This window comes from Glutamicibacter sp. BW80, assembly GCF_002332385.1.
Classification (GTDB): domain Bacteria; phylum Actinomycetota; class Actinomycetes; order Actinomycetales; family Micrococcaceae; genus Glutamicibacter.
The window spans coordinates 61,340-73,460 of sequence record NZ_NRGV01000050.1; the positions used below are offsets into that span (position 1 = coordinate 61,340).

A 12,121-nucleotide genomic window follows, 5' to 3' on the forward strand; every position below is an offset into this window, starting at 1 on the left:
AGGGGTTCGGCCACGCCAATGGATTAGCGGATAAATTCCTGCGCTCAACGGCACGCTGCGTGACGACGAACGGTCAACGACGGCGGCGGGCTTTAGGATTGAAATATGTCACCAGCGCTGCAGATCACCCTCATCGTGGCCATCGTGGTCGTCGGCATCGCCATCGTTGGCTACCTGGGATTCAAGATCTCCCGTTCCACCAACGAACTGGGGACCTACGCGGAGGAAGCCACCTTCCAGGCCCTGCACCATATGTCCATTGCGGTCCCCCACCTCGGACGCGGGCTCACCGAAGAGGGTGCGGCCAAAAGCGCCAAGGCGCTGCGCAAGCTGCTGGGCTGCTCCGCCTTCCTGATCAGCGACACCAGGGCGATCCTCGCCACCGACGCGGCCATCGAGTTCACCGCCGATCTCGAAGCACACGCCCAGTCCGTCAGCTCCTCGGTGATCGGCAGCCAGAAAACACAGGTCCACCGCACCTCCGGGCTGGATCTGGTGGCGGCCCCGATCATGGTGGGCGGGCAGGCGGTGGGCACCGTCACCGCCCTGGCCGAACGCGCCGGGGCGAGCTTCGTGCGAGCCGTCAGCGAGGTCGCGGTCTTCGTCTCGGCGCAGGTCACCACCGCCGAACTCGACGAGTCCAAGGCGCAGCTGCTCGAGGCGCAGATGCGTGCGCTGCGCGCGCAGATCTCCCCGCATTTCATCTACAACTCGCTGAACGCGATCGCCTCCTTCATCAACACCGATCCGGCGCGTGCCCGCGAACTGGTCATCGAGTTCGCGGACTTCACCCGGTACTCCTTCCGCCGTCGTGGTGAGTTCACCACCTTGGCCGAAGAGCTCGAAGCCATTGACCGCTATCTCCTCCTGGAAAAGGCCCGCTTCGGGGATCGCATTAAGGTGTCGCTGCAGATCGCCCCCGAAGTATTGCCCACCCAGATCCCGTTTCTGTGCCTCCAGCCACTGGTGGAGAACGCCGTGCACCACGGGCTGGAAGCCCGCCCGGACGGCGGAAGGATTTCGATTACCGCCACCGAGGACGGTTTGCACGCGGTGATCGCCGTGGAAGACGACGGGGCCGGCATGGACCCGGAACAGCTGGCCTCGGTATTGGCCGGAACCACCGTGAATATGCACGTCGGATTGCGCAACGTCGATGTGCGGCTGCGCCAGCTCTACGGCAACGCCAATGGGCTGCTCATCGACACCGCTCCGGGTGCCGGGACGCTGATTACCCTGAGAATCCCCAAGTTCCGTCCCCCACAAGGGCTAGAGACAGACGTATTGGCCTAACTGACGGTAGAGTTTTAGCCATGATTAATGTGGTCGTTGCCGATGATGAACTTCCAGCGGTTGAAGAAATCTCCTTCCTGCTCGGACAGGATTCGCGTATCGGAAAAATCCACCGTGCCACCTCCGGCGCCGCGGCGCTGAAGGCACTGGAAGAAAACGACGTCGATGCCCTGTTCCTGGACATCCACATGCCGGCGCTGTCCGGATTGGATATCGCCCGAGTCATCTCCCGCTTCACCCACCCGCCGCTGATCGTGTTTGTCACCGCCGACGAGGACCAGGCACTCCAGGCTTTCGAGCTGGCGGCAATCGACTACGTGCTCAAACCCATCCGCCCGCAGCGCCTGGCCGAATCGGTGCGCCGCATCTGCGAACTGGTCGATGACGAACCGGCCAAACCCGAAATGATCACCGTTGATCAAGGCGGCATCACCAAGCTCATTGCCCGCGAAGATATCGGCTATGTCCAAGCCCAAGGCGACTACGCTCGGCTGCACACCCGCGATGCCAGCTACCTGATTCGCGTGCCGCTCAATGACCTCGAACAGCAGTGGGCCGGATCCGGCTATGTGCGGATCCACCGCTCCTATCTGGTCTGCATGGACAAGATCGAGACGGTGCGGCTGCAAACAGGCAAGGCGGCGGTAGTGGTCCACGGCGCCGAGCTGCCGATCTCCCGGCGCGCCCTGCCCGACCTGCGTGAACGATTGGCCGCGAACCGGATCCGCCCATCGTGAGCCCGGAGCAAGACCGATTTGCCGAACAGCGCCCGCAACGCGTGCGCGTGCAGGCACCGCAGAACGCAAGCCTGAATATCGCCGCCGCCCGCCCCGAGCAGAGCGCCGAAACCTTCTACGTGCGCCAGCTGATCCGTTCCCAGCTTCGCTTGGCGGTGGCGGTCGCCGCGGGGCTGCTCATCATGCTGGTGGGCATCTCGGCGATCTTGGCGTTCTGGCCGGTGGTCGCCCAGGTGACGCTCTTCCACATTCCCCTGCCCTGGTGGATCTTGGGCGTGGGAATCTACCCGATGATCATCGTTGCCGGGCTGTTGTTCAATCGGGCCGCGGCGCGCAACGAGCGACGCTACCGGAGCATCTCTCGATGACCGGCGTGCTTTCCATCCTGGCGCTGCTGATGGTCTGCGTGGCCACCATGCTCATCGCTTTCTACGGGCTGCGGCTCTCCCGCACGACCAGCGATTTCTACGTGGCCTCGCGCACCGTAAAGCCCTGGTGGAATGCCTCGGCCATCGGCGGAGAATACCTTTCGGCGGCCTCCTTCCTCGGTGTGGCCGGGTTGATTGTGCTCAGCGGCCAGTCCGGGCTCTGGTTCCCCATCGGCTACACCGCCGGGTACCTGATGCTGCTGCTCTTTGTGGCCGCTCCGCTGCGCCGTTCCCAGGCCTACACCATCCCGGACTTCGCCCAGATCCGCTTCGAAGACTCCGTGCTCCTGCGCAAGATCACCACCTATCTGGTGGTGATCATCTGCTGGCTGTATATCGTCCCGCAGATGCATGGCGCGTCGCTGACCCTATCCATCGCCACCGGGCTGCCCGGCTGGGTCGGACCGGTCATCGTCGCCGCGGTGGTGTGCCTGACAGTGGTCTCCGGCGGGATGCGTTCGGTCACCTTCGTGCAGGCCTTCCAATACTGGTTCAAGCTTGCGGCCCTGGTGATCCCGACCTTATTCGTGCTCTTCCAGGTCATGCCGGAATACTCGGTGCCCGAGCGGGCGGCAGCGGTCGCCGGGCAGTTGCAGTCCATCGGCGGGATGAGCCTCTATGAGACGATTTCGATCATCCTGGCCTTGCTCTTTGGCACCTTGGGCCTGCCCCACGTGCTGGTGCGTTTTTACACGAACCCCTCGGGGCAAGCCGCACGCACCACGACGGCCATTGTGCTCTGCCTGCTCTCGGTGTTCTACCTGCTCCCCACCACCCTGGGGGTGCTGGGGATTCTCTATACCCAGGATCTGGGTGCCAATAACGCCGACGCGACGATCCTGCTGCTGCCGCAACGCATCTTCGATGGGTTCCTCGCCGATCTGCTCACCGCGATCGTGGTGGGAGGAGCCTTCGCGGCTTTCCTGTCCACCACCTCCGGGCTGGCCGTCTCCTTGGCCGGAGCGCTGTCGCAAGAGTTCTTCCAGGGCACCGTGCGCGGATTCCGGATCTCTACGGTGCTCGCCACCGCGCTGCCGGTGCTGATCGCCTTGCTCACGAATTCCTTGGCGTTGGCTGGCGCCATCGGCAATGTCTTCGCATTTACCGCCTCGACCATTTGCCCCCTGCTCCTGCTGGGCATCTGGTGGCGTTCGCTCACCGCCCGCGGGGCCATTGCTGGCATGTCCGTCGGCGCGGCCTGCTGCGGCTTGGCGTTGCTCGGATCGAATATGCTGCCAGAAAGCAGCGATTCGCTGTGGGTGCTGATGCTTCGCCAGCCGGCGGCGTGGAGCGTTCCGCTGGCCTTCGTGGTGATGATCCTGGTCTCCAAGTCCACCAGGCGCAGGGTCCCAGCCAATGCAGACCGCGTGATGGAGCTGCTGCATGTGCCCGAGCGCAGCTACAAGCCAGCTGGTGACACGGGCGCTGACCGGCTCCGCTGATTCGACCACGAATCGAAGAGATGCAGCCCAGGACGCTTTAAAGCACTAACCGCGGCTCTGACAGGCCTGCTGGTCTGCCAGAGCCGCGGTTGGCGCGTCTCAAAATTCCTAGTCGATCGAAGCCATCAGCTCGACCACGCGGTCGAGGAAGGCGTCCACCTGGGACTCTTCATAGCCTTCGGTGCCTACCGCTGAGCGGAACTCCACGCGGCGTACCGAGTCGACGGCCATCGGCACATCGCGTTCGAAGTAGTCGATCAGTTGATCGCAGAGCCGGTCGACGTCTTCTATGTTGTAGCTTGAGGCGTTGGAGCGTGAAGGTCGGCGGAAACGCTCACCCTTGGCACGGTGCAAACGCCCGCGGAGGATCGCTGCCAGGCGTCCGACCTGCTGCAACCAGACCTCTTCGCCCTGATGGGCAATGAGGTCATCACGCTCGCGCTTGGCGAATACGTCTTCCAGCCTATCCAATGCACCGTCCACTTCGCGGGCCTGGTAGCCGCCCTTTTGCGGTGCGAAGGTAGTGCGGCGGATCAGGTGGCTGGTCACCACGGCATCATCGTTTCCGCCGCCGTTAAAGGTGGCACGCGCCCGGCTGAGAAAAGCATCAACCTGCTTTACGTTGTAGCCGAATTCCTTGTCCGGGACCCGGGAGAACGGAGCATCTTGTTGCTGCGACACGACTATTCCTTAGTTCTAGACGAAAAGTCATTAGGCGTACCGCCATGATGCGGCACCCTTCAATCTTATGTGTTGTGAATTCTTTTGCTGCCATGGGCACACCGTCCGGCGCAGATCCGTCACCGGCTCTGCAGCTCACGCGTTTAGAAAACCGCGACGCTCCAGGCCAAGAGGTGCGAGATGAGATAGGCCAACGGGATGGCGAACAACAGCGAATCCAGTCTATCCATAATGCCGCCGTGTCCCGGAAGCAGGTTGCTCATGTCCTTGATGCCCAATTCACGCTTGACCATGGATTCAGCGAAGTCACCGGTGGTTGCTGCGACCGTGGTGAAGCAGGCGAGGATCACTCCGGACCACCAAGGCATATCCAGCCAGTAGTTGGCTGCCAGCGCCCCGATAGCCATGGACCCGACCATGGACCCGGCGAAGCCTTCCCATGATTTCTTGGGCGAGATCTTCGGGGCCATCGGATGCTTTCCGAATAGCACACCCACGGCGTAGCCAAAGGTGTCGTTGCTGACCACCAAGAGCAGAATCGTCGTGATCAGCAGATTGCCGTTCTCCCCACGCATCACCAAGAGGGCGAAGCTGAGCAGCAATGGAACCCAGCTGATGATGAAGACGCTGCTCATCACCGATGCTGCCGCGCCCTTGAGCCCTTCGAGGATCCGGAAGAGCAATGCCAAGATCAAGCTACCCAGATAGGCGAAACCCAACGCGTCGAGGCCGCCGAGGGTAGCGCTGACCGGAAGCAGGATGGCCGCCAGATACAGCGGGAATTGCTGCACCTCGGTTTTCGCATGGGTTGTCGCGCGGGCCACCTCCCAGGAACCTACCCCGGCGAGCACCACGATCAGAACTACCAGCAGGGTTGGTATCCAGAACAGTCCCAGCATCGCCAAGCCGAGCATCAATAGGCCCACACCGATGGCCGCCGGAAGGTTTCGCCCCGCCCGGGATTTCTTCGGCGGTCCCCCGATCAGCAGTTCGGCGGGGATCTCCGCTTCTTCGGGTTCGGGTCTACCGGTTTCAGCCAGGTCATCGCTATCCGCTTGCGGAGGTTTTGGCTGCCCGTCCGAGGTCTTCGGCACTGTCACAGGGGCAACTAGTTGCGCCTTTGCCTGCGCTTTGGCCTTCGCCTTGGCCGCATCGCCTACCGGTTTGGGAGCTTGCGGAGCTTGGGCCGCGCCGGCAGCTTCGGCTGGTTTCGAGGCGTCTTCGGCCTTGGCCGGCTGCTGGGAGGCAGCGGGGGCAGCCTCAGGGGCCTTGACGCTATCCGGGCGAGCCGCCGAAACAGGTTCGGGCGTTTCGGGAGCTGCGGGGGCCGGTTTGCCCGCTCCGGGCTTTGCGGTTTTGCCTGCTGCAGGTTGAGCGACTGGCTTGGCGGCAACGGGTGCACGTTTGGGCCCGGTCTGAGCGGCGGCCGACTGCGCGGTCGGTGCAGAAGTTTTTGGGGACGGCGAAGCGGTCTCGGCTGCCGGCTGGGCCGTAGCCGGTTTCGCCTTGTCGGCGATCTTCGCCTCGGCTGGCTTCGTGGGCTCGGCTTGAGCCCCGGAGAGCGCTCGCTTGAGTTTCGAGGCGCGTGAGTGACCGCGCTCGGCGGCTTCGCGGCGCGCGCGGGCCTCACGCCGAGTCATGGGCTGGTCTTCGCCGGATGCCACTGAGGGCACCGCCGAAGCGTTGCCCTCAGTGTTGTCTGTCGAGCCTGGCATTAGACGTCCAGCAGCTCAGTTTCTTTTTTCTTCAGGATCTCATCGACCGAATCAACGTGCGCCTTGGTCAGCGAGTCGAGTTCTTTTTCGGCACGGCTGCCTTCGTCCTCGCCAATTTCGCCATCCTTGACGAACTTGTCGATGCTGTCCTTGGCCTTGCGACGGTGGTTACGCAGGGCAACCTTCGCGTCTTCACCCTTGGTGCGGGCAAGCTTGACGTATTCCTTGCGGCGTTCCTCGGTCAGCACCGGAAGCACCACGCGGATCATCTTGCCGTCGCTCGATGGGTTGGCACCGACCTCTGGGTCGCCCAAAGCCTTTTCGATGGCGCGCATGGCCGAAACATCGAAGGGGCTGATGGTGATGGTGCGTGCTTCTGGGACAGCGAAGGAGGCCAGCTGCATCAGTGGGGTTGGGGAACCGTAGTAGTCCACCATGACCTTGGAATACATGCCAGGGTGGGCGCGACCGGTACGGATCGTCGCGAAGTCCTCCTTGGCGGCTTCAATGGTGCGGTCCATCTTTTCGGCGGCATCCGCCAACGTTTCGTCAATCACCGGTACTCCTCAGTACTTTGCCTGCGCTCTGCTGCCTCAACCGCGATAGCACGCAGGTGAAGCAGCCGAACAAATAGATCTAATTCAATCCTATGCCACGAACACCCTTATGGGGTGACGGTGGTGCCGATCCGCTCGCCGCGAATGGCGCTTGCCACATTTCCTTCGCCTTCCATGCCGAAGACCAGCATGTTGACGTTGTTGTCCTGGCACATGGTCATCGCGGTCTGGTCCATAACCCGGATATCGCGCTGCAGCGCCTCCGAGTAGGTCAGGGTCTCGAGCTTCTTCGCGCTTGGGTCCTTTTTCGGGTCCGCGGTGTATACGCCGTCAACGCCGCTCTTGGCCATCAAGACTTCGTCCGCGTCCACCTCCAGGGCACGCTGGGCGGCCACCGTGTCGGTGGAGAAGTAAGGCAGGCCGGCGCCGGCGCCGAAGATGACCACGCGATCTTTTTCCATGTGGCGGATGGCACGGCGCGGGATGTAGTTCTCCGCAACCTGCGCCATGGCGATGGCCGACTGCACACGGGTTTCCACGCCGCACTGTTCCAGGAAATCCTGCAGCGCCAAGCAGTTCATCACGGTGCCGAGCATGCCCATGTAGTCCGCGCGGGAGCGGTCCATGCCCGCGGCCGATAGTTCGGCGCCACGGAAGAAGTTGCCGCCGCCGACGACGATTGCCACCTCGACCTCGCCGACGGTCGCAGCGATCTGCTCGGCGACACCACGCACGGTGATTGGGTCGACGCCAACGTTGCCTCCGCCGAAGACCTCTCCGGAAAGCTTCAATAAGACGCGGCGGCGTTTGGTTTCTGGGCTGGTAGGCATGGGGTCTGTCTCCTGGGGTTGAGAAATCTGTATCCGGATCTCAAACTATCTTGTCATCCGGGCTCAAGAAAAGGGAGGCGAGTCACCGAGTTGCTCGGTGGCTCACCTCCCTTGACTTGTTTAGCCGCTCGCTAGAGGCGGCATTCGCTTACTGTTTGGCTGAACCCTTAGGCACCAACACGGAAACGGGCGAAGGCAACTGGCTTGGTGCCAGCCTCTTCGAAGACCTTGGCTACGGACTTCTTTGCGTCCTTGGCGAAAGCCTGGTCAACCAGCACGATTTCCTTGAAGAAACCGGTCAAGCGGCCTTCAACGATCTTGGTGAGGGCGGCCTCTGGCTTGCCCTCGGCGCGTGCGGTTTCGTCGGCGATGCGACGCTCGTCTGCAACCTTGTCCGCAGGAACTTCATCGCGGGACAGGTAGGTAGGAGCCAATGCGGCGGTGTGCACTGCAACGTCGTGAGCGACGGTTGCGGCAGCTTCGGAATCCGCATCAACGGCCATCAGGACGCCAACCTGTGCAGGCAGGTCCTTGCTGGTCTTGTGCAGGTACGCTGCAACGCTTGCACCCTCAACGCGGGCAACACGGCGGACAACGATCTTCTCGCCGAGGATTGCGCCCTCTTCGATGACGATCTCGGAGATCGCCTTGCCGTCCAGCTCGTAAGCCTGCAGTGCTTCGGCGTCTGCGGCACCGGAGGCCACAGCGGCATCCAGAACCTTGTTTGCCAGCTCGATGAACTTCTCGTTCTTGGCGACGAAGTCGGTCTCGCAGTTGATCTCGATCATGACACCAACGGTGCCATCGACCTTGGCGGCTACGAGGCCTTCTGCGGTCGAGCGGCCTTCGCGCTTGGTAGCGCCCTTCAGACCCTTGACGCGGATGATCTCGATGGCCTTCTCGGCGTCGCCGTTAGCCTCGTCGAGAGCCTTCTTCACGTCCATCATGCCAGCGCCAGTGCGTTCGCGCAGAGCCTTGATATCAGCAGCGGTGTAGTTTGCCACGTGCATCCCCGTTCACTAGGAGGTTTCAAGTTTATGTCGCTCGTGGGACGGGTCGGATAACCAACCCGTCCCACGAGACTTTATTGAGTGTCCTTCAACGCACCGTAGCGCGTGAAAGCAAACTCTAAGAGATAGTCAGATGACTACTTGGCTTCTGGAGCCTCTTCAGCAGCAGCTTCAGCTGGTGCCTCGGTTGCTGCTTCAGGTGCTGCCTCAGCTGGTGCTTCGGTTGCAGCTTCGGCAGGAGCCTCAGCCTTTGCCTTCTCGCCTTCGAGCAGCTCGCGCTCCCACTCGGCCATTGGCTCTGCAGCGCCCTCGGTCTTGCCGGCAGCCTTGTTGTTCTTGGCGATGAGGCCATCAGCAACAGCGTCTGCGACAACGCGGGTGAGCAGGTTGACGGAGCGGATAGCGTCGTCGTTACCTGGGATTGGGAACGTAACTTCGTCCGGATCGCAGTTGGTGTCCAAGATGGCTACAACTGGGATGCCCAGCTTCTGAGCTTCGTCGATAGCCAAGTGTTCCTTCTTGGTGTCAACGATCCAGATAGCGGAAGGGGTACGGGTCAGGTTGCGGATACCACCGAGGTTGTTCTGCAGCTTGGTCAGCTCGCGCTTGAGCAGCAGAAGTTCCTTCTTGGTGTGGCCCGAACCTGCAACGTCCTCGAAGTCGATCTCTTCCAGTTCCTTCATGCGCTGTACGCGCTTGGAGACGGTCTGGAAGTTGGTCAGCATACCGCCGAGCCAGCGCTGGTTCACGTATGGCTGGCCAACGCGGTTAGCCTGCTCGGCGATGGATTCCTGAGCCTGCTTCTTGGTACCGACGAACAGGACGGTGCCACCGTGGGCAACGGTCTGCTTGACGAACTCGTAGGCACGGTCAATGAACGACAGCGACTGCTGCAGGTCAATGATGTAGATGCCGTTGCGCTCGGTCAGAATGAAGCGCTTCATCTTTGGGTTCCAGCGACGGGTCTGGTGGCCGAAGTGGACGCCGCTGTTAAGCAGCTCTCGCATGGTTACGACTGGCATGTCGCAACTCCTCTCAGCAGTGGCGGACCGGACGCGTGCGCGTCCGCGGTAACTGCTCTTAGTTGTTTGGGTTGTACGCAGATCCCCGTTTTGGTTATCTGCCCTAGTGCGCGGCCCGGACTGCTTGACAGTCCGCGCAAGTCCACCGATTCTCTCGGACCACTGGAACTTGCGCCCACTTCCTGTAAAGGTCGTGGAACCCCGCACGCGAAGTCAATCTCTTGACTGGTGCACCAATTTTGGACACACCTATGACAAGAAACTGCAGTTCCAAGTGTACTACACCGGCTCCGTCCGGCTAACAGCGATCCTTGGTGATCTAGCGCCTATAAACTCAACCCGGAACTTACCCACAGCCGGCAATCAATCCAAGGTCCATCCGGTCTCTGCCGCGCACGCTGGATAGATGAAATCGAAACACCTCCTGCTGCTGGCCCAAGCACTGCTCATGCTGTCTTTGGTTCCTCCGGGAGCCCATGCACAACCGGTGGATTCCCTCGCACAGCCAGCCGCTGCCGCTGTGTGGCGTTGGCCGTTGGCCGGTGAGCCGAAGGTCCTGAATGCCTTTGATAAGCCGGCCGAAAAATGGTCGGCGGGTCATCGTGGCGTGGACCTTTCAGCAGCAGAAGGCGCCCAAGTAATTGCCCCGAATCGTGGACGCATCACCTTCACTGGGGTGGTCGTGGACCGTCCGGTGGTGGTGATTGACCACGGCTACGGGTTTAAGACGAGCTTGGAACCGGTAACCAGTGAGCTGCCTGCGGGAAGCTGGGTTGAGTCCGGCGCCAAACTCGGGATCGTGTCAGCAGGGGCCCATTGCACGGGCCGATGCATTCATTGGGGTGTACGACTGGACGGAGAATATATTGATCCAGCGCTCTTGATCGAGGACTTGCGCCCGTCAATCCTCTTGCCGCTGAACGACTGAACCTGCGGATTCAGTCGCCTCATGCCCGACATGGCAAAAAAGGAAAGCCACCGAGTGACTTGTTTCCACAAGTCACTCGGTGGCTTATACCGTAGGGCGTGCCGGACTTGAACCGGCGACCAAGGAATTATGAGTTCCCTGCTCTAACCAACTGAGCTAACGCCCCACTATGAGAATTACCGCCAGAGCGGTAACCACACTCGAAATATTCTAGGGCATGACCAGCCAAAATCTCGATTCGAGGTCGCGGCGGTGTCCGCAGGCTCTAATGCTGGGTGACGCTTTGACCGCGGTATAGCGCTTCGAAGGAATTCATGGTCTTCTCCTGCGCATGATTCATGACCTTGCGATGGCCAGCTTCGCCCAGTCGTTCGCGGGCCTGCTTGTCCATGCTCAGCACCGTATCAAGCTTCTGCGCCAGGTCTTCGCGGTTCCCGGGTTCAAACATGTAGCCGTTCACCCCTACATCGACAAGATGCGGCAGTGCCATCGCATTGGCGAGCACCACAGGTTTCGATGCGGAGAGCGCCTCTAGCGTCACGAGAGACTGCAACTCTGCGGTGCCCGGCTGACAGAATACGTCGCAGCGCAGGTACGCAAGGCGAAGCTCCTCGGTAGTGACGTGGCCTAGGAACCGAACTCGATCGCTCAATCCCTGCTCGTGGGCAATACGCTCCAGGGGTGCGCGCTGTTCACCGCCTCCGACTACTTCGAGGACTGCGTCGGGAACCTGCTTCATGATGGCCAACGCCTCGATCAGTTCATTGACGTTCTTCTCAACAGCCAATCGGCCAACAAAAAGAATCGTCGGCGCTTCGTTGCGAACTATCTCTTCGCCCTCAGCCAACTCATAATTTCCGGCTTCAATGCCATTGGACAGCGGCAAAACCTTGGTCAGTCGTGCATAGTCTTTCATGGCTTTGGCCGCCAGCGGGGTGGGCGTGGTAACCGCGTCGGCCTTGCCGAAGATCTTTCCCATATCGCGCCAGGAGTTACGCGCGACAATTTTCTTGAACCACTTCGGGAACGGCAAGAACGGGTCGAGGTTCTCGGGCATGAAGTGATTTGTTGCGACCGAGCGCACACCGTGCTTCCGTGCGTAGGCAATCGTCTGCTGGCCGATCATATAGTGGCTCTGCGCGTGCACCACATCCGGGTTGATATCGGCCAGGAGCTTATTGATCTGTGAGTTAACTTCCCAAGGAAAAACGATCCGGAAGTACTCGTGGGTTGGTACGGCGTGGGATTGCAGGCGATGCACAATCGCCTCCGGACGAACTTCGGTGAAGGTCTTGCCGTTCTCCCCGCGTACCGCCAAGACATGCACGCGATGCCCACGCTCTTTCATGGCGGTGGCCAAGCGATAACAGAACATGGCCGCGCCATTGATATCCGGCAGGTAGGTATCGGCGGCGATGACGATCGTCAGCGGTTTTTCCTCGGCCACGTATTGTCCTTGTTCGATCAACATATTGTCT

Annotated in this window: 12 protein-coding genes and 1 tRNA gene; 5 read left to right on the forward strand and 8 right to left on the reverse strand. The window is 61.1% G+C overall.

From position 1 onward, the window contains the following. Positions 1–105: 105 nt before the first annotated feature. From CIK76_RS13570 to CIK76_RS13585, 4 genes are read left to right on the forward strand one after another with little or no spacing between them, the layout of a single operon-like run. Positions 106–1,293, forward strand: a complete 1,188-nt coding sequence (locus tag CIK76_RS13570) for a histidine kinase (RefSeq protein WP_096287348.1) — start codon at positions 106–108, stop codon at positions 1,291–1,293. A 20-nt stretch (positions 1,294–1,313) separates the two neighbouring features. Then, positions 1,314–2,030: a LytTR family DNA-binding domain-containing protein gene (locus CIK76_RS13575; protein ID WP_096287350.1), complete on the forward strand. Its 717-nt coding sequence runs from the start codon at positions 1,314–1,316 to the stop codon at positions 2,028–2,030. After that, entirely contained in the window at positions 2,027–2,398 is a 372-nt protein-coding gene (locus tag CIK76_RS13580) for a hypothetical protein (RefSeq protein WP_255248474.1), read from the forward strand. The genes CIK76_RS13575 and CIK76_RS13580 overlap by 4 nt, the downstream gene beginning before the upstream one ends. Then, positions 2,395–3,900: a cation acetate symporter gene (locus CIK76_RS13585; protein ID WP_096287354.1), complete on the forward strand. Its 1,506-nt coding sequence runs from the start codon at positions 2,395–2,397 to the stop codon at positions 3,898–3,900. Before CIK76_RS13580 ends, CIK76_RS13585 begins: the two co-directional genes overlap by 4 nt. A 108-nt stretch (positions 3,901–4,008) precedes the next feature. On the opposite strand, the gene CIK76_RS13590 is transcribed toward CIK76_RS13585, so the two are convergent. The 6 genes from CIK76_RS13590 to rpsB all read right to left on the reverse strand — a co-directional run bounded on the left by CIK76_RS13590 (position 4,009) and on the right by rpsB (position 9,715). Beyond that, a complete protein-coding gene (locus tag CIK76_RS13590) occupies positions 4,009–4,587 on the reverse strand; it encodes a DivIVA domain-containing protein (protein ID WP_096287356.1) in 579 nt (192 codons plus the stop codon). A 137-nt stretch (positions 4,588–4,724) separates the two neighbouring features. Further along, positions 4,725–6,296: a phosphatidate cytidylyltransferase gene (locus CIK76_RS19870; protein WP_255248475.1), complete on the reverse strand. Its 1,572-nt coding sequence runs from the start codon at positions 6,294–6,296 to the stop codon at positions 4,725–4,727. Next, positions 6,296–6,853, reverse strand: coding sequence for a ribosome recycling factor (gene frr, locus CIK76_RS13600; protein WP_096287358.1), 558 nt, complete (start codon positions 6,851–6,853; stop codon positions 6,296–6,298). The genes CIK76_RS19870 and frr overlap by 1 nt, the downstream gene beginning before the upstream one ends. Positions 6,854–6,960: 107 nt before the next feature. Beyond that, positions 6,961–7,683, reverse strand: a complete 723-nt coding sequence (pyrH, locus tag CIK76_RS13605) for a UMP kinase (protein ID WP_096287360.1) — start codon at positions 7,681–7,683, stop codon at positions 6,961–6,963. 167 nt (positions 7,684–7,850) lie between these two features. Continuing rightward, positions 7,851–8,687 carry a translation elongation factor Ts gene (gene tsf / locus CIK76_RS13610; RefSeq protein WP_096287773.1) on the reverse strand — a complete coding sequence of 279 codons (837 nt, stop codon included), beginning with the start codon at positions 8,685–8,687 and terminating at the stop codon, positions 7,851–7,853. A gap of 143 nt (positions 8,688–8,830) precedes the next feature. Further along, the gene (gene rpsB / locus CIK76_RS13615) at positions 8,831–9,715 is read right to left on the reverse strand and encodes a 30S ribosomal protein S2 (protein WP_096287362.1); all 885 of its coding nucleotides are present in this window, start codon (positions 9,713–9,715) and stop codon (positions 8,831–8,833) included. Between the two features lie 406 nt (positions 9,716–10,121). On the opposite strand from rpsB, the gene CIK76_RS13620 reads away from it, so the two are divergent. Further along, the gene (locus CIK76_RS13620) at positions 10,122–10,643 is read left to right on the forward strand and encodes a peptidoglycan DD-metalloendopeptidase family protein (protein WP_096287364.1); all 522 of its coding nucleotides are present in this window, start codon (positions 10,122–10,124) and stop codon (positions 10,641–10,643) included. Positions 10,644–10,735: 92 nt separating this feature from the next. Here CIK76_RS13620 and CIK76_RS13625 read toward each other — a convergent pair. Together CIK76_RS13625 and CIK76_RS13630 are read right to left on the reverse strand one after the other, a co-directional pair. Next, positions 10,736–10,809 (reverse strand) — tRNA-Ile (locus CIK76_RS13625). A gap of 99 nt (positions 10,810–10,908) precedes the next feature. After that, positions 10,909–12,114, reverse strand: a complete 1,206-nt coding sequence (locus CIK76_RS13630) for a glycosyltransferase (RefSeq protein ID WP_096287366.1) — start codon at positions 12,112–12,114, stop codon at positions 10,909–10,911. Between the last annotated feature and the right edge of the window lie 7 nt (positions 12,115–12,121).

What these genes read in the sequence shown, in the direction of transcription:
- CIK76_RS13570 (WP_096287348.1), top strand. Translation starts at nt 106, where the DNA reads ATGTCACCAGCGCTGCAGATCACCCTCATCGTGGCCATCGTGGTCGTC.
- CIK76_RS13575 (WP_096287350.1), top strand. Translation starts at nt 1,314, where the DNA reads ATGATTAATGTGGTCGTTGCCGATGATGAACTTCCAGCGGTTGAAGAA.
- CIK76_RS13585 (WP_096287354.1), top strand. Translation starts at nt 2,395, where the DNA reads ATGACCGGCGTGCTTTCCATCCTGGCGCTGCTGATGGTCTGCGTGGCC.
- CIK76_RS19870 (WP_255248475.1), bottom strand. Translation starts at nt 6,296, where the DNA reads ATGCCAGGCTCGACAGACAACACTGAGGGCAACGCTTCGGCGGTGCCC.
- pyrH (WP_096287360.1), bottom strand. Translation starts at nt 7,683, where the DNA reads ATGCCTACCAGCCCAGAAACCAAACGCCGCCGCGTCTTATTGAAGCTT.
- rpsB (WP_096287362.1), bottom strand. Translation starts at nt 9,715, where the DNA reads ATGCCAGTCGTAACCATGCGAGAGCTGCTTAACAGCGGCGTCCACTTC.
- CIK76_RS13620 (WP_096287364.1), top strand. Translation starts at nt 10,122, where the DNA reads ATGAAATCGAAACACCTCCTGCTGCTGGCCCAAGCACTGCTCATGCTG.
- CIK76_RS13630 (WP_096287366.1), bottom strand. Translation starts at nt 12,114, where the DNA reads ATGTTGATCGAACAAGGACAATACGTGGCCGAGGAAAAACCGCTGACG.